The 22,398-nt window shown below is 69.4% G+C and carries 12 protein-coding genes and 1 pseudogene; 5 read left to right on the forward strand and 8 right to left on the reverse strand.

Annotated elements, in window-relative coordinates:
• Window positions 1-48: 48 nt before the first annotated feature.
• The 3 genes from A5789_RS31255 to A5789_RS31265 form a co-directional block, all read right to left on the reverse strand.
• Entirely contained in the window at window positions 49-7,410 is a 7,362-nt protein-coding gene (locus tag A5789_RS31255; RefSeq protein ID WP_064905168.1) for a non-ribosomal peptide synthetase, read from the reverse strand.
• 215 nt (window positions 7,411-7,625) lie between these two features.
• Window positions 7,626-8,603 (reverse strand): LuxR C-terminal-related transcriptional regulator, encoded by a 978-nt coding sequence (locus A5789_RS31260; protein ID WP_063017860.1) that lies wholly within the window; start codon window positions 8,601-8,603, stop codon window positions 7,626-7,628.
• Between the two features lie 53 nt (window positions 8,604-8,656).
• Window positions 8,657-9,526, reverse strand: a complete 870-nt coding sequence (locus tag A5789_RS31265) for a M23 family metallopeptidase (RefSeq protein ID WP_064905166.1) — start codon at window positions 9,524-9,526, stop codon at window positions 8,657-8,659.
• 202 nt (window positions 9,527-9,728) lie between these two features.
• Here A5789_RS31265 and A5789_RS31270 point away from each other — a divergent pair, with 202 nt between their 5' ends.
• Both A5789_RS31270 and A5789_RS31275 read left to right on the forward strand, forming a co-directional pair.
• Window positions 9,729-10,772, forward strand: coding sequence for a nitronate monooxygenase (locus A5789_RS31270; protein WP_193615456.1), 1,044 nt, complete (start codon window positions 9,729-9,731; stop codon window positions 10,770-10,772).
• A 57-nt stretch (window positions 10,773-10,829) separates the two neighbouring features.
• Complete coding sequence (locus A5789_RS31275; protein ID WP_064905163.1) at window positions 10,830-11,222, forward strand: SCO5389 family protein; 393 nt, start codon at window positions 10,830-10,832, stop codon at window positions 11,220-11,222.
• A gap of 44 nt (window positions 11,223-11,266) precedes the next feature.
• Here the strand turns inward: A5789_RS31275 and A5789_RS31280 are convergent, their stop codons facing one another.
• From A5789_RS31280 to A5789_RS31290, 3 genes are all read right to left on the reverse strand, one after another.
• Complete coding sequence (locus tag A5789_RS31280; protein ID WP_064905161.1) at window positions 11,267-12,901, reverse strand: acyl-CoA synthetase; 1,635 nt, start codon at window positions 12,899-12,901, stop codon at window positions 11,267-11,269.
• Between the two features lie 248 nt (window positions 12,902-13,149).
• On the reverse strand, window positions 13,150-13,635 hold the full coding sequence (locus A5789_RS31285) for a YiiD C-terminal domain-containing protein (RefSeq protein ID WP_064905159.1): 486 nt from the start codon (window positions 13,633-13,635) through the stop codon (window positions 13,150-13,152).
• A gap of 248 nt (window positions 13,636-13,883) precedes the next feature.
• Entirely contained in the window at window positions 13,884-15,518 is a 1,635-nt protein-coding gene (locus tag A5789_RS31290) for a long-chain fatty acid--CoA ligase (protein ID WP_064905238.1), read from the reverse strand.
• A 458-nt stretch (window positions 15,519-15,976) separates the two neighbouring features.
• Here A5789_RS31290 and A5789_RS31295 point away from each other — a divergent pair, with 458 nt between their 5' ends.
• Complete coding sequence (locus A5789_RS31295) at window positions 15,977-17,443, forward strand: NAD(P)/FAD-dependent oxidoreductase (RefSeq protein WP_030513333.1); 1,467 nt, start codon at window positions 15,977-15,979, stop codon at window positions 17,441-17,443.
• A 16-nt stretch (window positions 17,444-17,459) separates the two neighbouring features.
• Here the strand turns inward: A5789_RS31295 and A5789_RS31300 are convergent, their stop codons facing one another.
• Window positions 17,460-19,697, reverse strand: coding sequence for a M20/M25/M40 family metallo-hydrolase (locus tag A5789_RS31300; protein WP_193615455.1), 2,238 nt, complete (start codon window positions 19,695-19,697; stop codon window positions 17,460-17,462).
• Window positions 19,698-19,836: 139 nt separating this feature from the next.
• On the opposite strand from A5789_RS31300, the gene A5789_RS31305 reads away from it, so the two are divergent.
• On the forward strand, window positions 19,837-20,772 hold the full coding sequence (locus A5789_RS31305; RefSeq protein ID WP_063017669.1) for a TIGR03564 family F420-dependent LLM class oxidoreductase: 936 nt from the start codon (window positions 19,837-19,839) through the stop codon (window positions 20,770-20,772).
• Here the strand turns inward: A5789_RS31305 and A5789_RS31310 are convergent, their stop codons facing one another.
• On the reverse strand, window positions 20,773-21,627 hold the full coding sequence (locus A5789_RS31310) for a universal stress protein (protein ID WP_063017649.1): 855 nt from the start codon (window positions 21,625-21,627) through the stop codon (window positions 20,773-20,775).
• Between the two features lie 136 nt (window positions 21,628-21,763).
• Here A5789_RS31310 and A5789_RS31315 point away from each other — a divergent pair.
• Window positions 21,764-22,398: pseudogene (locus A5789_RS31315) on the forward strand (hypothetical protein); the annotation flags it as partial.

Consider the following 22,398-nt stretch of genomic DNA (forward strand, 5'->3'; position numbering starts at 1 on the left):
TTCCGGCCGCGGCGGGCGTTACTTTCCCGCGATCGTGCCACCGGTTGCTCAGCGAAGCACATTGTCCGGCAGCAGTACCAGCCCGGCTGAACCGAAGGCCGCCGGCGCCGGCCCGTCCTCGAGCACCACGGCCCGCAGGTCTTCCAGCGGTTCCGGATCCAGCCGGTCCAGACCGGCACGATCGGTGAACAGGTGGGTGACCCATTCGTCGGCGAGCCCGTCGGTGCCGACCTCGGCCGGCAACACCATCGACGCACCGGTCGTCCCCGCGCCGACCACCTCGAGCAGGGCGGCGATACCGTCGGCCCGGCCCTGCCGGAAGGTGCGAGATTCGAAGTCCAGCTCGGTGCGGGCCCGCAACCGGTCGACCGCGGCGGCCAGCGCGTCGTAACTGTGGGTGCCCTCCGCGCCGACGAAGGCCGGATCGGCGCCGCGCAGCGCCCGGGTGCGGTTGGCGTAGGTCACCGGCCGCGCCGACTCACCCGCGATCTCGGCGGCGACCGCCGCATCGTCGAGGACCAGCCAGTCGATACCGTTCGGCCCCGCCTTCGGGCGGGCCGCGGCCACGGTGACGCCGGTCTTGATCTCCAGCTCCGACGGCAGTTCGCCGCCGTCGACGACCGGGACCAGTGCGGCACCGGCCTTGAGCACCGCCCAGGCCGCGACCGCCGACTCGATACCGCGCTCGAGCCGCACCGCGACCCCGCTACCCGGGCCGCAGCCGCGACCGATGAGGGCCCGGGCCAGCCGGGAGGAGCGGGCGTCGAGCTCCTGATACGAGACCGCCTCCTCGCCCCAGGCCAGCGCCGGCCCCTCGGGGTCGTCCTCGACGGCGGCGGCCAGCGCCTGCGCCAGCGCGGTGCCGACGGTGGAGCCGGTCTCGGCCGGTTCGGTGCGGGCCGCCTCGACCACAACCTCCGACTCGTCGTGCAGGTCGATCGCGCCGAGCAGGATCTGCGGGTCGGCGGCCACCGCCGCGAGGATGCGCTCGAATCGATCACCCAGGGTGCGCATCGTCGCGGGATCGAACAGTTCCCGCGCGTAGGTGAAGACCGTGACCAGTTCCGCCGGTGAGCCGTCGGATTCGTGGCGCGGCTCGACCGTGACCTGCAGATCGAACTTCGCCGCCACGGCATCGGTGTCGAGTGCGGCGATGGACAGGCCCGGCAGTTCCAGCGACGGCTGCTGCGTGTTCTGGAACGACAGCACCACCGTGAACAGGCTCTGCGCACCACCTCGTCCCGGAGCCACCACCTCGGCGACCCGTTCGAACGGGATATCGGAGTTCGCGAAGGCCGCCAGATCGGTGTCGCGGGCGGTTTCCACCAGCGCGTCGAAGGTGTCGGTGGTGTCGACACCGGTGCGCAGCGTCAGCGTGTTGACGAACATGCCGACCAGATCGTCGAGTGCGCGCTCGCCGCGGCCCGCGATCGGCGTGCCGACCACCACATCGGCGGTACCGGACTGCCGGGCCAGCAGCACCGCGAGCGCGGCGTGCACCACCATGAACAGCGACGAATTGTGTTCTCGCGCAATCCGGACCAGGCCTTCGTGCACCGTGGCCGGGATCGCGAAACCGATCGATTCGCCGCGCATCGACGGCACGGCCGGACGCGGATGATCGGGCGCCAGCAGCGCCGAACCGGACACCCCGGCGAGCCGATCCCGCCAGTAGGCGAGCTGCTTCGCCGCCACCGAATCCGGATCGTCGTCGGTGCCGATGGCCCGGCGCTGCCAGATCGCGAAATCGGCGTACTGGACTTCCAGTGGCGCCCAGCCCGGTTCGCGGCCGCCGGTGCGGGCCACATAGGCGGTCATCAGATCGCGGGCCAGCGGGGCCATCGAGGAACCGTCGCCGGCGATGTGGTGGATCACCAGCGCCAGCACCTGGTCGGACCCGCTGCGCAGCAGCAGGGCGCGCACCGGAACCTCTTGGGTCACATCGAATCCGGTCGCCATGAGCGCGGCGATGCGGTCGATCGGCTCGGCGGTGTCCTCGACCGGCAGGCCCTCCGGCAGCGCCTCGCGGACCGAGAGGATCTCTTGATACGGCAGCCCGCCCGGACCGCCGGCGGGGTAGCGGGTGCGCAGCACCTCGTGCCGCTCCACGACATCGGCGACCGCCTGGCGCAACGCGTCCACATCGAGATCGCCGGTGAGCCGGATCGCCAGCGGAATGTTGTAGCCCGGCGATTGCGGATCGAGCTGGTTGATCACCCACATCCGCTGCTGGGCCGGCGACAGCGGAATCCGCTCCCCACGCGCGGCAGGCTCGAGGCGCGGGCGCACCGCACCGGCGGCCGCGCCGGGCACGATCCGCGCCGCGAGGGCTGCCACGCTCGAGGCCTCGAACAGCTCCCGGACCACGAGGTTCGCGTCGAGCGCCTCGTTGATGCGAGCCACCGCACGGGTCGCGAGCAGCGAATTGCCGCCGAGGGCGAAGAAGTCGTCGTCGAGGCCGACGCCGGTCGTCTCCGCACCGGCGACACCGAGCAGATCGGCGAACACGTCGGCGACGGCCTGTTCGATCGGCGTACTCGGCGCCCGGAAGGCGGCCGCGCTGACGACCGCCGGTTCGGGCAGGGCACGACGATCGAGTTTGCCGTTCGGGGTCAGCGGCAGCGCGTCGAGCACGACCACCACGTCGGGCACCATGTAGCCGGTCAGGAAGGCGCCGACCTCGGCGCGCAGCGCGAGCGGATCGAGCGACGAACCAGCCTCGGGCACAACGTAACCCACCAGCCGCTCACCGGAGTGCTCTGCGGTGCGGACCATCGCCACCGCCTGCGCGACACCGGTGCAGCGCAGCAGCGCGGCCTCGATTTCGCCGAGTTCGATGCGGAAGCCGCGCAGCTGCACCTGCTGATCGCTGCGTCCCGCGTATTCCAGCGCGGCCTCGCCGTCGAAACCGGCCCAGCGGCCGATATCGCCGGAGCGATACATCCGGGAACCGGGCGCACCGTACGGATTGGCCACGAACCGCGCCGCGGTCAAGCCCGGACGGCCGAGATAGCCGCGCGACAGTTGTTGTCCGGCAATGTACATCTCACCGGCCACGCCGACCGGCGACGGATGCAGCCGGTCGTCGAGCACATAGGTCTCGAGGCCCGGCAGCGCCCGGCCGATGACGCTGGCCGGATGGTCGGCCAGACCCTCGTCCAGCGCCAGGAACGACACGTGCACGGTCGTCTCGGTGATGCCGTACATGTTCACCAGCTGCGGGGTGGTGGAGCCGTGCCGCTCGTACCAGCGCGCGAGCTGACGCAGATCCAGCGCCTCACCGCCGAAGACGATGTAGCGCAACGCGAATTTGGCCGCGACCGTCACCGCGGCGTCACCGGTGTGGCTGTGTGCCGCGCGGTCGGCCTCGGCGAGCTGATAGAACGCCGAGGGCGTCTGGTTCAGCACGGTGACTTGCTCGCGAATCAGCAACTCGCGGAACAGCTCCGGCGATCGCGAGGTCAGGTGGTCGACCACCACGACCGCACCGCCGTTGGCCAGCGAACACCACAGTTCCCAGACCGAGAAGTCGAAGGCGAAGGAGTGGAACAGCGTCCACACGTCGGTTTCGTCGAAGTCGAACAGCAGCTGGGTGTTGGCGAACAGTTCCAGCACGTTGCGGTGGGTGACGCCGACCCCCTTGGGCACACCGGTGGAGCCCGAGGTGTAGATGACGTAGGCCAGATCGGCCGGTCGCAGCGGGGCGAGCCGCTCGGCGTCGGTGATCGGACCGCCGGCGAAGTTGCCGGTCTCCTCCAGCAGCACCGTCGCCAGGCCGGCGGCGGGCACCGCCTCCCGCAGCTCGGCGGTCGTGAGCACACATGCCGGCGCGGCGTCGCCGAGCATGAATTCCAGCCGCTGCACCGGATAACCGGTGTCGATGGGCAGATAGGCGGCACCGGCGAGGAGCACGCCGAGCAGCGCGACCGGCAGTTCCTCGGTGCGCGGCACCGCCACGGCCACCAGCGATTCCGGCCCGACGCCCTGGGCGATCAGCGCCCGGGCCACCTGGCTCGCGCGCTGGTGCAGATCTCCGAAGGTGAGGGTGGTGTCACCGAAGCGGACCGCCACCGCGCCCGGCCGGCGCCGGACCTGTGCGGTGATCAGATCGACCAGGGTCACCGGCGGCACCGGCGCGCCGGGCGAATTCCATTCGTGCAGAACGAGTTCGCGCTCCCCGGGGGCCAGCACATCGATATCGCCCACCACGGCCGCGGCGTCGGCGGCGACGGCGTTCAGGATGCGCGTGAACCGATCGGTGAAATCGCGCACCGTCGCCTCGTCGAACAGGTCGGTGGCGTAGCTGAAGGCGGCCGAAATCCCCTGCGGCACACCATGTGCGTCGATCCGCTCGGCCATCGCCAGCTGCAAATCGAACTTGGCCAGCTCGATGTCGAGGTCGACACCGGAAACCGCCAGCCCGGGCAGCTCCAATTCGGTGCGGGCCAGGTTCTGGAAGGTCAGCATCACCTGGAACAGCGGATGCCGCCCGGCCGAACGCGCCGGATCCAGGATCTCGACCAGCCGCTCGAACGGCACATCGGCGTGGCCGAACGCCGCCACGTCGGTGCCGCGGACGTCGGCCAGTACCTGCTCGAAACTGCGCGCCGGGTCGATCTCGGTGCGCAGCACCAGGGTGTTGACGAACATGCCGATCAGCTCGTCCAGCGCCGCCTCACCGCGCCCGGCGACCGGGGTGCCGATCGCGATGTCGCGGGTGCCCGACAGCCGGGCGAGCAGCACCGCGAGCGCGGCGTGCACCACCATGAACAACGTCGAATGATGTTGGTGCGCAAGGCGGTTCAGCGCCGCGTGCACATCCGGGGCGATCTCGAAGTCGAGCGTGGCGCCGCGATAGGACGCGACCGTCGGACGCGGCCGGTCGGCCGGCAGGTCCAGCTGTTCGGGCAGCGCGGCGAGTTCGCGCCGCCAGAAGTCGATCTGCGCGGCGAGCACCGACTCCGGATCGTCCTCGCTACCCAGCGTTTCCCGTTGCCACAGGGCGTAATCGGCGTACTGGACGGCCAGCGGCGTCCATTCCGGATGACCGCCGCGCACGCGATCGAGGTAGGCGGTCATCAGATCGCGGGTCAGCGGGGCCATCGAGAAGCCGTCACCGGCGATGTGGTGCACCACGCACACCAGGACGTGTTCGGTCTCGCTCGCGCGCAGCCCCCGCAGGCGCACCGGCGGCGCGGCCGTCACATCGAAGCCGCCCGAGACGGTTTCGGCGACCAGGGCGGCCACCTCGTCCTCGCGCGCTTCGACCAGGGGAATCTCGGGGATCGCCCGGGGATCCGAGACGGGCAGCACCCGCTGGTAGCCCTCGCCGTCGAGTTCCGGATAGATGGTGCGCAGCACTTCGTGGCGCTCCACCAGATCGCGCACCGCGGACCGCAGCGCGTCCACGTCGAGGCGTCCGCTCAGCCGCACCGCGACCGGGATGTTGTTGACCGCGCCCGCCGGATCGAAGCGGTTGAGGAACCACATCCGCTGCTGGGCATAGGACAGCGGGATGCGTTCGGGCCGCGGCATCGGCCGCAACCGCTCGCCGGTGTCGGTTCCGGCGTGCCGTTCCACCTGTTCGGCCAGTGCGGCCACGGTCGATGCCTCGAACAACAGCTGCACCGGCACCCGGGCGCCCAGGGCCGAGCCGATCCGGGCCGCCGCCTGCGCGGCCAGCAGGGAGTTGCCGCCGAGTTCGAAGAAGTCGTCGTCGGCGCCGACCCGGCCGGGATTGTCGCCCTCGCCGGGAACGAGCAGAGCCGCGAACACCTCGGCGACGATCTCCTCCACCGGGGTGGCGGGAGCGCGGAATTCGCGTGCGGCGAAGGTCGGTTCCGGCAGCCGGGCGCGGTCGAGTTTGCCGACCGGGGTCAGCGGAATCTCCTCCAGCGGCATGATCGCCGCGGGAATCATGTAGGCGGGCAACGAGGCCGCCAGGAAATCGTCGAGGGTCGCGATATCGAGCGCCGCACCGGGACGCGGCAACACGTACGACACCAGCGCCGTCGCGCCGGAGGGCAGCGTGCGGCCGATGGTGGCGGCGAAATCGATATCCGGATGCGCGGTCAGCGCGTTGTCGATCTCGCCCAGTTCGATGCGGAAGCCGCGAATCTTGACCTGGAAATCGGAGCGGCCCAGATATTCGATGGTGCCGTCGGACTCGTTGCGGCGCACCAGGTCGCCGGTGCGATACAGCCGGGCACCGGGCCTGCCGGTTTCGGCGCCGAAGGGACTGGCCACGAACCGTTCCGCGGTGAGCCCCGGGCGGCCCAGATATCCCTGTGCCAGCGCCGGACCCGCCAGATACAGCTCGCCGACCACCCCGGCGGGCACCGGTCGCAGCCGCGAATCCAGCACGAACGCGCCGACGCCGGCGATCGGGGTGCCGATCGTGATCGGCTCGCCGGCAATCATTTCCGCGCTGGAGGTGGCGAGGATCGTCGCCTCGGTCGGGCCGTAGCCGTTGTAGAAGCGCCGCCCGTCGCGCGCCCAGCGGCCCACCAGTTCCGGGCCGAACTTGTCGCCGGCCACGACGACGGCCTCGAGGTCGGGCAGTCCGGCCGGGTCGACCGACTCCAGCGCGCCGGGGGTGATCAGCATGTGCGAAACCTGTTCGCGGCGCAGCAGATCGGCCAGCTCGAAACCGCCGAACACCTCCGGCGGCGAGACCACCAGGGTCGCACCCGACGAGAAGGCCAACAGCAGTTCCAGAACGGAGACGTCGAAGTTCGGCGAACAGACGTGCAGGACTCGGGAATCCTCGGTCACGCCGTAGTGCTCGCGCTCGGCCGCGACCAGACCGCCGAGTCCGGCATGGGTCACCACGACGCCCTTGGGACGACCGGTGGAGCCCGAGGTGTAGATCACGTAGGCCGGGTGATCCTCGGTGAGCGGGCGGACCCGGTCGGTGTAGGAGATCGGATGGGCGGGGCGCGCGCCGATTCGTTCCGACACGACCGGATCGTCGAGTTCGAGCCAGTACACACCCGTCCCCAGCGCCCGGCGATGGGCTCCGGTGGTCAGGCCGAGTACCGCGCCGGAGTCGGCGACGATATGCGCGATGCGCTCGGGCGGATAGGCCGGGTCGACCGGAACGTAGGCCGCGCCCGCCTTGGCGACCGCCCAGACCGCGAGGACGGATTCGATCGAGCGGGCGATGCCGATAGCCACCACGTCGCCGGCGCCGATGCCGCGGGAGATGAGTTCCCGGGCCAGGCGCGACGATCCCTCGTCGAGCTCTCGATAGGTCAGCTGCCGCGCGTCGGCCGGATCATCGGTCGGCGCGAACCGGATCGCCACCGCATCGGCGGCGGATTCGACCGCAGCGGTCAGCAGCTGGCCGAAAAGGGGGCTGCCCGACCTGCGGCGACGACCTCCACGAGCGGAACGGCGGGCAGTATCCATTCGAGTGTCTTCACCTCTCGCGTCCAGCAGGTCCGCACGGTCGAACACCCCCTCGCGCGGTCCGAGCAATCATATAAGGATGGCGAGCACGGCGTGGTGCGCCGGATCGAACTGGTGACCCGCCGGTACTCCTAGTACTCATCGCTGCCAGGGTGCCTCGATGTTGCGCTTCGTGTCGACTTCCGTGGCACTGGTCACAGTAGGTCCCCAGCTTGTCACAGCCAGCCGCGGCGGATCGCCTGCACGCCCGCCTGGAACCGGGTGCTGGCACCCAGTCGCTCCAGCAGGCTCGCGGTCCGCCGCACCACCGTGCGCCGGGACATGCCCAGCCGCCGGGCGATGGTGTCGTCCGTCGCGCCCAGGCCCATGAGGGTCAGAATGGCCCGGTCGCGTTCGTCCAGCGGCTGGTCCGGATTCACCGAGATCGGCGCGGCCAGCGACCACAACACCTCGAAGGTGTGCACGATCGCGTCCAGCGTCGGACAGGCCGCGATGCGCAGCCCCATCGGATCGCCGCGGCGTTCGTCGTGGTGCAGCATCAGCGCCGCGCGGTCGTCGTCGGCGATGATCACCTTGAAGGGCGGATCGGGCAACGTGCGCGCCTGCGCCCCGGCGGTATTGGCCTGCAGCGCGAAGCGCAGCCGATCGGGATCCTGATAGATGGTGTCCTGATAGAGCGTCTGGTAGCGAACGCCCGCCGACATCCGCGCCGAGCGCAGATCGAACAGCCGTGCGGCGCGTTCGCCTTCGCACAGATACGGGCCCCGGTCGATCATCCGGATCCGGCTGCGCGCGGCGCGCTGCAGATCCTCGAATTCGGCGACCACCTCGCGGGCCTCGTACATCGGCACGACGGTGCCGTCGCCGCGGGTGGTGCGGCGCACCGAGCGGAAGGTCTCGCCCAGCCGGGCCGCGGCCTCGTGCATGCGCGCGGTTTCGGCCTGGCGGCGGCGGGATTCGGCTTCCGACAGGGCCTCGGGGGCATGCGCGTCCCAGCGGACGGAGTCACCGATTTCGATGCGGACCACGGCCTGCATCTCACAGAGTTCGTCCAGGGCCGCCGCGACGGACTCGCGGGAACACTCCAGATATTGCGCCAGCTCCGACAGGCTGGACCGCGGATGCTGCACCAGAGCGGTATAGGTGCGGCCGTGCACGGATCCGGAGTCGAACAGCTCGTACAAACCAGTCAATGCATCAACCCCCCGCGGCCGGCCGAGCCGGGCGGCCGACGACAGCGCGGGCGCTATTCGCCCGCCCCCCACGACTGCTGGGACAGGACGACGCCCTTGCTCGCCAGATAGGGAGCGGGATCGATCTTGACGTCGCTGGGATCCCAGATCTCCAGATGCAGGTGCGGGCCGGTGGAGTTGCCACGGTTGCCGACGGTGGCGATCACGTCGCCGGCGTTCACCCGCTGGCCTACGTGGGTGAGGATGTCGTTGACGTGGCCGTACACCGCGGTGGTGCCGTCGTCCTGCTTCACCCGGACCCACAGCCCGAAGCCCGAGGCGGGACCGGCATCGATCACCGTGCCGTTCTCCACCGAATGAATAGGAGTACCGATCGCGTCGGCGAAGTCGACACCGTAGTGCATGGCGCCCCATCGGGATCCGAAGCCGGAACTGACGACCCCGGCCACCGGTCGCACGGCCTGGGCCGGTGCGAGCTGCTGCTGAATACCCTTCAGCACCTCTTCGGCGTGCGAGAGCGGACCGGCGACCTCCGGCGGCAGATTCTGCAGACCGAACGGCGCGGGCGCGGCCACCGGCTGGGCCTGCGGCGCGGCCGGCGTCTCGGCGGCGACCGGGGCCGCGACGGGCGCGGCCTGCTGTTCGGCCTCGTGCGCGGGTTCGGAGGCCGACTTCAGCGCGACCGGCTCGGGAGTGTCGTTGTGGCCGCCGGGCAGCAGCGGCGCGGCGTGCGCGAACTGAGTGGCGGTGCCGATCAGCGCGCCGGTCGCGACGGCGGCGCTGGCGGCGAGCTTCATCCGGTCGCCCGTGCGCGGCTGGGCGCGGTGGCGGGTGGGACGCTCGGCAGCGCCGTCACCGGCGTAGATGTCACCGAGGAGGTCCTGAACGGATACGGAACTGGATGTCTCACGGTGCTGCGGCAAGGCTCGTCCTAGCGTCGATCAACTCGGTGGCGGCGCCGGGTCGAAACCTCACATTCGGTAACGATTCGGCATCTGTTGTGACGGAAACTGTACTCCGTCGTGACCTTTTCGCAACCTCCTCGGAGGAATTCGCAGGTGGAAGGCTGATCTTGGTGCCGTGGGCGCCGTTATCGAGGACCACGGCCGGGTTCAGACTGAACAGGTGATCCTCGACAACGTGCGCACCCCGATCGTGCTGGCGCCGATGGCCGGCGGCCCGTCCACCCCGGAACTCGCCGCCGCTGTCGGCGAGGCGGGCGGCCTGGGATTCCTCGCCGCCGGATATCTGAGTGCCGCCGATACCGCCGCGCGCATCGCGACGCTGCGCGAACTCACCGAGACGCCCTTCGGCGTGAACCTGTTCGTTCCGGGCGCGCCCACGCCGCCGGAACACTTCGCGGCCTACCTCGACCGGCTCAGCCGCCGCTTCCCGCTCGGCGAGGCACGTTTCGACGCCGACGCCTGGGACGAGAAGCTCGACCTGCTCACCGCCGAGCCGGTGGCGGTGGTCTCGTGCACCTTCGGCTGCCCCTCGGAGGCCGAGATCGAGCGCCTGCATCGCGCCGGATCCGAGGTGTGGGTCACGGTGACCTCGGTGCCGGAGGCCCGGGTCGCGGCCGAGACGGGTGCAGACGTCCTCGTCGCCCAGGGCGCGGAGGGCGGCGGACATCGGGGCGGTTTCGCCGACCGGCCCGAGGAGGACGTGGCCGATCCGCTCACCACCCTGACACTGGTTCAGCTGGTGCGCGCAGCGGTCGAGGCGCCGGTGGTCGCGGCAGGCGGCATCGCCACCGGCGCGGGTATCGCCGCGGTCCTCGCCGCCGGCGCCGCGGCCGCACAGCTGGGCACGGCCTTCCTCCGCTGTCCGGAGGCGGGCACCTCGGCACTGCACCGCGATGCGCTGGAGATCGAAACCCCGACCATGCTGACCCGCGCCTTCAGCGGCCGCCGAGCCCGCGGCCTGCGCAATCAATTCATGCTCGACAACCCCGACGCGCCTGCGGCCTACCCCGAAATCCATTACGCCACCGGACCGTTGCGAGCCGAGGCCCGCGCCGCCGACAACCCGGACGCGGTGAATCTGTGGGCCGGGCAGGCACATACCCTCGCGGAGGCCGTTCCGGCCGCCGACCTGGTACGCAAGCTCACGGAAGAAGCGAAAGCCGCTCTGCAATCGGCACTTTCGCGGCCATTCCCGTCTTGTTGACAACGTTTTTCGTTTAGACTCGTGGGACATCACCCGCCATCCCACGAGGAGAGCGTCATGTCATTGGATGTCCCAGCCGCACTGCTCGAACGCGCCGAAAGCGGTCCGGTCAGCGACGAGGAATTCGTCGAATGCGTTCGCACCTCCCTGCCGTACGCCTACGAGGTCGTCAGCCGAGTGGCCGCCGACTTGCGTTCCGGCACAGCAGAATTCGTGGACAACCAGGTACCCCCGCCGGACGAGACAGCCCGCGGCCAACTGCTGCGCGCGATGGCGTCGGATTCGATTCGCGGCAGCCTGGAGCGGCATTTCGGCATCAAGCTGGCCTTCCAGAACTGCCATCGGGTGGCGGCCTTCCCGCTGTCCGCCGTCGGCGGCGACACCTACTCGACCTTCATCTCCACCCGCGCTCAACTGCTCAATCAGAGCCCGGAACTGCGTAACTGCTGACCCGTGCGGTTCCGGCGCCGGTGCGTCCGGCGCCGGAACCGGCGTTACGCTTCGCCGCCCGCTCCCCATTCCCGCAGCCGGCGCTTCAGGACCTTTCCGGTGGGGTTGCGCGGCAGCTCGTCGATGAACACCACCTCGCGAGGCACCTTGTAACGCGCCAGGTTCGACTTCACATGCGCTTTGATCTCCTCCGCGCCGAGGGTTTCGGTGGTGCGGACGACGAAAGCGACCAGCCGGGCGCCGTATTCGTCGTCGGGCACGCCGATGACCGCAGCCTCTCGCACGTCCGGATGCGCGTCGAGCAATTCCTCGACCTCGGCCGGGAACACGTTCTCCCCGCCCGAGACGATCATGTCGTCGTCGCGGCCGTCGATGAAAAGCCTTCCGGCGGAATCGAAATGACCGACATCGCCGGTGGACATCAGCCCGCGGATCTGCTCCTTGCCGCCGCCACCGGTATAGCCGTCGAAGGGAATCGCGTTGCGGACGAAGATCCGCCCGGTGGTCCCCGGCGGCACCGGCTCGCCCTGCCCGTCGAGGATCTCGACTACCGCGCCCGCCACGGGTGAGCCCACACATCCAGGTTCGTCCGCCAGATCCTCCGGCGTGGCGACGGTGGCGTAAGCGACCTCGGTGGATCCGTACAGGTTGTAGACGACCGGCCCGAAGATGGCGGTCACCCGCCGGCACAACTCGGCGCCCAACTGCGATCCGGCGACGAAAACGATGCGCAGCGCCGACAGATCCCGCTCACTCACCGCCTCCGGCCCCAGTTCGACCATGCGCGCGAGCATCACCGGCACCACGATCAGCGCGGTCGCGTGATGTTCGGCCATGCTGTCGATCACTCGCTGCGGATCGAATCGCCGCCGGATCACGAGTGTCGAGCCGAAACCGATGGCCAGCAACGACATCGCGAAGCCGAGGGTGTGGAACAGCGGCGCCGGGCATTCGGTCACCTCGCGGGTCCGGAACGGCACCTTGCTGAGAATCGCGCCGAGCGGTTCCAGCGAACGCGGCTCCGACCGCGGCGCGCCCTTGGGTGTGCCGGTGGTGCCGCTGGTCAGCAGGATGATCTTGGCGCCGGAGCGCGAGAACGGCGGCGTGGCGGGCGAGCCGGCGGTGATCAGCGATTCCAGGCTGGAGGTGTGCCCGGTCTCCGACCAGGCCCGATACGCTCCTCGCTCGGGGCTCAGATCGCCGAGGATGGATTCGTACTCCTCGTCGTACACCAGCAGATCCGCCCCCTCCCGGGCGGGCACATCGCGTAGTTGTGGCCCGGCGAAGTCGGTGTTCAGCAGGATGATCCGGGCCCCGCACTTGGCCGCGGCGAAGACCGCGTCGAGCAGACCGCGGTGATTGCGGGCCAGAATCGCCACGCCCTCGCCGGTGCGCAATCCGCGCTTGCGCCATTCGTTGGCCAGGCGGTTGGAGCGGTCGTCGAGTTCCCGATAGCTCAGCGTGCCGAGGTCGTCGATCACGGCGGCGCGATCGCCGTAGCGGCCGGCGGCGAGCCGCAGCAGCGCGGGCAGGGCACCGTGACGCAGTAGCGCGTCGCCCGCGGACAGCAACGTCAACGGCGAGTCGATGCCGATCACGCCACTGCCGATTGCCAGCCGCAGATAATCCAGCTCGGACCACGCCCGTGCGATCACCGTGCGTAACAGATTCACCGTCATGCTCGAATCCCCCTGCCGCGCCGACTGTCTCGCATCGGATGGCGGTGCACGCCCATGACCCCGGACCTCTCTGTCCCCGCCCGGTGGAGCCGGGGGTCCGCGAGGAGGCTACGGCTGCGTGGCCACGCGGGCTCCCCTGTCGGGCGCATACAACACCGCCCCTTCGACGGTACGCGCCCTCACCGTAACCCCGCCGCGCACGATCGGTCGACCGCAGCCGTGCGGGGGAGTCGCTCCTGCCGGACTTCCTACTTTCCGTGTGCGCGCAACTGGTAGAGCCCGCGGGTCTCGGCCACGACCACGCCGTCGGCGTCGGTCACCGTGGCCTCGAGGGTGAAATCGGCCTTACCGTTGGCCTCGGCGTCGGCGATCACCCGCGCGATCTCCTCCTCCGACAGCGAAGCCTCGGCGCGTACATCGGTTTTCGCCGGCTTGCGGAAGAAGATCTGCAGGTCCTTCACCAGCGGGTAGTACTTGGCGTTGTCGAAGGTGGCGATCGGAATCGCACCGCCGAGAATTTCCGCGACGGTGAACAGCACGCCGGCGTACATGACGCCGAAGTGGTTGCCGTTGCCCTCGATCGGCACGGTGGTGGCCGCGAATCCGGGCCGCACCTCGAGTGCCTTGACACCCATCTTGTGCGCGATCGGGATGGTGAACTCCAGCGCGCCGTTCATGACATCCGCGAACGCGGGGGTGTCGTTGTTCGTCTCGGCGCTGCTCGTCTCGGTCATCGCCAACCCTTTCTGCACGTGATCGAACGCCCACCGGACGTCGGTGCTCAGCCTACGACACCTTGTTGACATAGCGCCAACAGGTTCGGTGATCCCCGCCGACCGGCACGGGCGGGCACAACCGGCCCCGCTCACGCCGCAGCCGCGGCCGGATGTTCCGGCCGCGGCTGCGGGATCGTTCACAGCGTCGGGACGCTCTGTGTCACAGCGTGGGGACGCTCAGTGTCACAGCGTCGGAACGCCCTATGTCACAGCGTCGTGACGCTCAATTCGCCGTCGGCGTAGCGCGCCCGCAACCGCTTCTTGTCGAATTTTCCGACGCTCGTCTTGGGCACCTCGTCGATGAAGGTCCAGTGCTCGGGCAGCTGCCACTTGGCGAATTTGTCCGCCAGGAAATCACGCAGCTCGGCCGGGTCGGCGCTCGCGCCCTCCTTGAGGACGATCGCGACCAGCGGCCGCTCGTCCCACTTCTCGTCCGGCACCCCGATAACCGAGGCCTCCGCGACGGCCGGATGACCCATGATCGCGTTCTCCAGATCCACCGAGGAGATCCATTCGCCGCCGGACTTGATCACATCCTTGGACCGGTCCACCAGCGTGAGATAGCCGTTGGGCGTGATCTTGCCGACGTCGCCGGTGCGCAGCCAGCCGTCGTCGAATTTGTCGGGGTCGACGGACGCACCCTCCGGTGAGTAATAGGCCCCGGCGATCCACGGACCGCGCACCTCGAGTTCGCCCACGGCCTCGCCGTCGTTGGGCAGCACCGAGCCGTCGTCGCCGACCAGGCGCGCCTGGACCAGGGCCGGGAACCGGCCCTGCGTGTAGCGGTACTCCCATTCGTCCTCGCCCGTCACACCCTTCGGCGGGTGCGCGACGCTGCCCAGCGGCGAGGTCTCGGTCATTCCCCAGGCGTGCAGCAGTCGCACCCCGTGCTTTTCCTGGAAGGCCCGCATCATCGACGGCGGCAGCGCGGACCCGCCGACGACCACCTCGCGCAGATGCCTGATGTCCTGCGGCTTCGCGTCCAACTGCGCCAGCACGCCACCCCAGATGGTCGGCACCGCGGCGGCGAAGGTCGGCTGCACCGCGGCCATCATCTCCAGCAGCGGCGCCGGCTGCAGGAAGCGGTCGGGCATCAGCACGCTCGCCCCCGACAGCATCGCGGCGTAGGGCAGACCCCAGGCGTTGGCGTGGAACAGCGGCACGATGGCCAGCACGGTGTCGGAGGAGGTGAATCCCATACTCGCGTTGGTCAGTACCTGCATGGCGTGCAGGACATTGGACCGGTGCGAGTACACCACGCCCTTGGGGTCGCCGGTGGTGCCGGAGGTGTAGCACATGCCGGCCGCGGAGCGTTCGTCGACGACCGGGAAATCGTAGGTATCGGGTTGTCCCGCAAGCAGTTCCGTGTAGGAGTGCACCTGCACGCCCTCGGGCGCGGTCAGATCCGCGGCATTGCCGTTGGCCACGATGACGTGGCGGACGGTCTTCAGCGTGGGCAGATAGTTGGCGAACATCGGCAGCAGCGAGCCGTCGACGATCACGACCTGATCCTCGGCGTGATTGGCCACGTAGGTGACCTGCTCGGGGAACAGCCGCAGGTTCAGCGCGTGCAGCACGGCGCCCATCGCGGGAACGGCGGCGTAGGCGACCATATGTTCGTTGTTGTTCCACATGAACGTGGCGACGCGGTCGCCCACGTCGATCCCCAGCCCGCGCAGCGCGTTGGCCAGCCGCGCCGATTCCGCGCCCAATTCCCGATAGGTCATGGTCCGAACCCCGTCGCCCGTCCAGGTCGACACCGTGGCATCGCCGTGGAACGTGGACGCATATCGCAGCAGAGTGGCCAGCGACAGTTGCTCGTCCTGCATCGTGCTCAACATCAGTAACCGCACTCCTTCACCGGTGAACGACGTCACACCTGCCGCGAGGATAGCCGAAACCGGACGTAGCGATTATCGGGCCGACCAGATGGTCCACTTTTCCCGCGACACGCGGCGCGAACAGCGCGGGCATGGGGATGAATCGGCCGCCCGTGGCGAACGCCTGATCGCCACGGGCAGCCGTCCCTGCCGTCCGGGTGCACCCGGATACGGCAGATCCGTCCCGAATGGCCGCCGGACGCGCGACGACACCCCCTGCAGCGCCGTCGAAACGCCAAATACCCACCGGGACAGGCTTTTTGAAGAGGAACTGGTATAGATAGTAGGTTCGGCGGGCCGGAACTGTCCAGCGGAGTCACATGTCCGGTCCACTGCGGCCACCGCAGCGTGGCCGGAAATATTGATTCATTGGCCGCTGATCTCTCGGAACCGACCGCCCGGCGCTCTACTCTTCGACTATGACTGCCACGCCGTCCATCGTGATCATCGGCGCCGGATTCGCCGGCCTCGGCATGGCGCTGGAATTACAGCGCGCCGGTATCGACAACTTCACCATCGTCGAAAAGGCCGCCGATCTGGGCGGCGTCTGGCGCGAGAACACCTATCCGGGCGCGGCCTGCGATGTGCCCTCGCCGCTGTACTCGTGGTCGTTCGAACCCAAATCCGATTGGCCTCGCCGGTTTTCGCAGCAGCGCGACATCCACGCGTATATGCGCGCGGTCGCCGAGAAGCACGATCTGCCGCGCAAGATCCGCTTCGGCATCGAGGTCACCGACGCGGAATTCGATCCGGCCCGCGGCGTCTGGCAGGTGCGCACCGCGGACGGTGAGACCCTCACCGCCGACGTGCTGATTCCCGCGGTGGGCCAGCTCTCGCGGCCGGCGATGCCGAATATCCCCGGCATCGACACCTTCACCGGTCCCGCCTTCCACTCCGCCGAATGGGACCACAGCGTCGATCTCACGGGCAAGCGGGTGGCGTGCATCGGCACCGGAGCCAGTGCGATCCAATACATTCCGGCCATTCAGCCGACGGTCGGGCATCTGACCCTGTTCCAGCGCTCCGCCGCCTGGGTGTTGCCGAAATTCGACACCGAATACACGGGCCTGCATCACGCGCTGTTCAAGTACTTTCCGCCCAGCCGGTGGGCCGAACGCTTCGCCATCTGGACCTTCTTCGAGGTGATGGCGCTGGCGCTGACCGACGTGCCGTGGATCAAACATCCGGTGGTCGCGATCGCCGACCGGCATCGCGCCAACGCCGTGCCCGATGAACAATTGCGCGCCAAGCTCACTCCGGACTACGCCGCCGGCTGTAAGCGCGGCCTGTTCTCCAACGAGTATTTTCCCGCACTCGCCCAGCCCAATGTCAGCGTGGAGACCACCGCGATCGAGGCGGTCACGGCGAACGGAATCCGCACCGCCGACGGCGTCGAGCATCCGGTGGACGTGATCATCTACGGCACCGGATTCAAGGGCACCGAATTCCTCGCGCCGATGAACATCTACGGCCTCGGCGGTCGCAAACTGTCCGACGAATGGGCGCCGGAGGGTGCGCGGGCATTCCTGGGCATGTCGGTGCCGGGCTTCCCGAATCTGTTCATGATGTACGGGCCCAACACCAATGTGGGGTCCGGCTCCATCATCTACATGCTGGAATCACAGGCCCGCTACATCCGGCAGGTGGTGGAGTATCTGTCCGCCAAACCCGGACACTTCCTCGCCGCACAGCCCGCTGCCGAACAGGCCTGGGACGACTGGCTGCGCAAGCGCCTGGCCGACACGCCGTGGAACTTCTGCTCCAGCTGGTATCGCAACGCCTCGGGCCGCATCACCAACAACTGGCCCGGCGCCACGCTGCTCTTCCGATGGAAGACACGGCGTTTCGACCCGGCCGACTATGCCGAAGGCGTGGCCGGAGCCTGATTCGCCGGCACGGTGTTCACAACCGGAGGGTGGTGAACACCGCGACCGTACTGTCCTGGCGGTAGTAGATGTCGGCCGGTGCGTCGGCGAGATGAGCATCGGGTAGCCGGCTGTAATCGACCGCCCGGAGAGTGAGCGGTCCGGCCGGCGCCGTGAGTTGGATATCGACCCCTTCGGCGGGCGGCGCGTAGAACCGGACCCCCTGGGCGGGCACCGGGTTGATGTCGCGTCCCGCGACCGTGAGTGCGCGCACCGGCCCGGTATACCGCAGCGCGACGGAGGTGGCCCCACGGGTGGATCGCAGCCGCAGCCGCACGGTGCGCAGATCCGCCTCGGTGCGGTCGGAAAGGACTTCGGCGACAGGACCGGGGAGATCGTGCGCCGGGGCGGCGCCGGCGGATGCCGCGTCGGTCCACAACTGCGCGAATGCCCCGGGCGGCGAGCCGGATTCGACGAAACCGCGGGTCCATCGATCCGGGGCCTCGGCGGAAATCCACTGCGCCTCGCGGCTGTTCGCATCGAGCGCATAGGACAGTTGCGACATCAGTGGATGCCGCGCGTCGAACCGGTCGACGACCGTCCCGGCCGCCGCGAGCGCCACCGTGAGGACCACCGCCGCCGCGGGGATAAGGACGCCCTGACGGCTCGGCCACGCGTGGGTCAGGGTGAGGGTGAACAAGCCGCCGAGTATCAGCACCACGGGCGCGGTGAGATATGCGGCGGCGGCGAGTCCGGTCTGCAGCGCCGCGTACGCGGTGCCGCCGGCGAAGACCGCCGCCGGGACGAGGAACAGTGTGAGCACCGGCAACCGCAGGCGGTCGGGCACCGCGAAGGTCAGCGCGACGCCGACGACAGCGGCGAGGGCCGGAACCACCACCATCACACCCGCGGCCGGCGCCGCAGCCGTGACCACCGCACCGATCGCCGTCACCGCGCACAGCACGCCCACGGCGGTCGCGGAGGGCCCGAACAGTCGACGCGACAGCGCATACCAAGCGGCGAGTACCGCCACACACGCCATCACCACGGCCGCGGCGTAGAACTGCGGGCGGTACGGATCGACGAACAGCGCGCGATACTCCGGGCGGATCGCGGTGATCGCTTTCCACAATCCGTAGACGACGCCCATTCCGATCGGAACCGCCACCAGAGCGGTTGCCGCCGCGCCCAGAGTCCGGCCGATCGTCGCCTCACCGGTCCGGCGGATCCGCCACACCACCCACGCCGCGAGCAGCACCGAAGCCACCGCCGCCACGACCACCAGCCACAGCGGCAGCACCACCAGCTCACCGAACGGCAGCGGAAAGTACGCGCGATTCGGCTGATCGGCCGCGGTCCGCAGATCCCGCGCCGCGAATTCGCGCGCCGCGGCGGTGGTGTTGTCGCCGAATTGCTGCACGGTGGCCAGGTCGACGTGGTCGGGGTCGTCGAACGGATTGTGGTAGTAGGCGTTCCGACCGGCGAAGGCCCAGTCGAGCACCCGGAAGCCGTGGGGGTCCAGCGCCGCGAAATCGGTATTGCTCCCGGTCTGATCCCCGCCCAGGGTCGTGGACAGCGAATCGGTGTTCGGATGCGGTACTCCGGTGACCACACTGATCAGCCCGGCGTCGGGGTGACTGATCCGCCACAGCATCGGCGGACCACCGGCGCCGCGCGCCTCGTGATTGATCACCACTCCGCCGCGCGGGTCGGCGCCGCCGGAGGTCGCGAAGGCCTCGGCGCCGAGCAGACCCACCTCTTCGGCGTCGGTGAGCAGCACCACGAGATCGTTGCGCGGCTGCAGTCCGCTCGCCCGCAGCGCACGCACCGCTTCCAGAACGGTGGCGACACCGACCCCGTCGTCGTTCGCACCGGGACCGGACGGCACCGAATCATAATGCGCGACAAGGTAAACGGTTCCCGTAGCGGCGCGTCCCGGCCAGCGGGCGACGATATTTCCGGTCTGCCCGAGCACCGCTACCGCACGATGCGGATCCACCGGATACTTGCCCACGCCGTAGCGAACATCGGTGTCCAGCCCCAGTTCTCGCAGCTTGCCCACCAGATGCTCGCGCACCCGGTCGTGTTCGGCGGTGCCGACGGGGTGTGGCCGCGAGGCGATCTCCCGGATCGTCGCCAGCGCACGGGCGGCACCGAATTCCGTCGCAGGGGCCGCGGCGTCGCGATATCCGTGCGGTTGTTGCTCCCAGGCCGTCGCGATCGCGATCAGGACCAGGACAGCGAAGGCCAGCACACCCGATACTCGACGCCCCATCGTGCGATGGTAACCCGGCAAAACCGCGAAAATCGGACAGGCCGAGCGCCCGCGACCCGCAAAGGGCAGCATCGCAACGGTTTCGATCCGTCCGAGCACAAGGGTGGGATCGCCCGATGCGCGCACTAGCCTCGATCCGATGAGTCTTTCAGTTCCGATCGGGGTTTCGGTCTGGCCGCGGCCCGATGCGGCCAACGACGTCGACGAGGTCCTCCGGCTCGCCACGCAGGCGCAGCGCACGGGTGTGCGTTCGGTGTGGTTCGGACAGAAATTCGATCTCGATGCGCTGACCCTCGCGGCGGTGGTCGGGCTCGCCGTACCGGAGATCGGGGTGGGCACCTCCGTGGTGCCGATCAATCCGCGCCATCCGCTGGTCGTCGCGTCGCAGGCCCAGACCGCACAGGCCGCGTCGGGCGGCCGCTTCCGCCTGGGCATCGGATTGGGCGCTCCCCCACTGGAATCGGCGGCATTCGGCATCCGCGAGGACAAGCCGGTGCGGCGGCTGCGCGAATATCTGATCGCGCTGCGCCAGGCCATCGAGGACGGCACCGTCGACGTACAGGGCGAGCGGGTGTACGCCCGCCCGCCGATACCGACGACGGTGCACGGCGGCAGCAATATCCCCCTGCTCGTGGCAGCCATGGGGCCGCAAGCGTTGCGGGCCACGGGCGAATCGGCCGACGGCGTATTGCCGTTCCTCGCCGGGCCGCGCACGCTGGAATCGCATATCGTGCCTACTTTGCAGCAGGCCCGCCCGGCGAATCCGGTGCGGCCGCTACAGGTGGTCGCCGGTGTGGTCGCGATCGTCACCGATCGCGCCGAGCAGGTGCGCGAGACCGCGGCGCACGCGCTGGCGTTCTACGAACAATTCGATTCCTACCGCGCGGTTCTCGACCGCGAGGGCCTCGCCCACGCGGTCGATGTGGCGCTGATCGGCGACGAGGACCATGTCACCCGCGGCCTCCAGGCGTATGTCGATGCCGGTGCCACCGAGCTGCTGATCCACCAGACCGATCTCGCCGGCGAGGACGATCAGCTGCGCACCTGGAAGTTGCTTGCCGAGCTCACCGCCTGATCATTCGCTCCGGGGCCGGGCGATGATGATCGGGCATTCGACGCTGTGCATCAGCGCCTGACTGGTGGAGCCCAACGTCATTCCGGGAAATCCGCCCTTACCGTGACTGCCGACCACGACGAGCTGCGCCGCGGCGGATTCGCGGAGGAGGCGCCGCACCGGCCGATCCTCGACGACGACCCGGCGCACCGCAATCGGTTCGTCCGGATCCTCGTGCGCGGCCAGGGCGGCGTCGAGGAGCCGATTTCCCTCCTCTTCGAGGGCCGCCGGGGACGGGTAGTCGCCGAACCGCTGCCAGGTGTGTACGACCACCAGATCGGTCCGGCGCCGCCGCGCCTCGTCGACGGCGATCGCGAGAGCCTGTGCGCTGCACGGGGAATCGTCGTATCCGACGAGCACCGGCCGCTCGGACCCGAGCAGCGGATCCGCCGGCACCACGGCGACCGGGCCGCGAGCGTGCCGCACCAGTGCGGTGCTGACCGAACCGAGCAGGCTGCGCTGATAGGCCCCGAGTCCTCGCGCGCCGACCACCACCAGACGAGCCTCGTCGGCCTGGGACAGCAGCGCGGGAATGATCGGCGCATCGATGACGGCGGTGTCGATATCGATCTTCGGGGCGATATCGGCCGCCACCCGAGCGGCCGCCGCGACCGCGCGCTGGGCCTGCTCGCGGGTGCGCTCGTGGTAGGCGCACACGCCCTCGTCGCCGGCGCGGTCCTCCGGAACCGGCGGCACCGCCGAAACCACCTCCAGCGGAACCCGGTGCAGCGCCGCATCATCGGCGGCCCAGCGCGCGGCCCGCAGCGCATCGTCGGAACTGTCGACTCCCACCACCACGGGCGCCTTCGAAGCCATGCGTCCCACCTTCCGAGCGGTTCACGAACGTTCCAGGGCGAAGACACCCCCACCCTACCGGCCGGGATGGTGACAACTGCGATACTGGCGATACTCCGACGAATGCACCCGACGAAATATCGCTCTGGGAGGCATCATGCAGCACGTTCCCGACCGCTCGACGATCGTCGCGGCCCTGCAGTTGGCCGCCCGCGCCCCGTCCGTGCACAACACCCAGCCCTGGCGCTGGGATTTCGACGGCACCCGGCTGCACCTGTTCAGTGATTCCACCCGGCAACTGAAGGTGGCCGATCCGAGCGGGCGCCAGGAGCTGATCAGCTGCGGCGCCAACCTGCACCACGCCCGGATCGCCTTCGCCGAGCAGGGGCATCCCATCGCGGTGTCCTATGTGCCCGAGGAAGGGCTGCACGACCTGCTGGCCGTCGCCGAATTCGAGCCGCCCCGCGCGCCTTCGGATCGCGAACGCGCCCTCGCCGCCGCGATCCGCGCGCGCCGCACCGACCGGCTCCCGATGTCGGCGCCGGACCGGCCGGAGCTGGTGCGACAGCTGCGTGAGGTGTCCGAGGTGGACGGTGTGCACCTGAACGCCGTCGACGATTCGGTGCGGCCCCGGCTCGCCGCCGCTTCCGAGCAGACCGCCGCCCTGCAACAGTTCGACACCCCGTACCAGAACGAATTACGCTGGTGGACAGGCAATTTCGATCTTCCCGAAGGGATACCGTCCTACGCTCTGCCCACCGCCCGCGAGGCGGCACTGGTCGACGTCGGCCG

The sequence above is a fragment of the Nocardia sp. 852002-51101_SCH5132738 genome (assembly GCF_001665695.1).
GTDB classification, from domain to species: domain Bacteria; phylum Actinomycetota; class Actinomycetes; order Mycobacteriales; family Mycobacteriaceae; genus Nocardia; species Nocardia nova.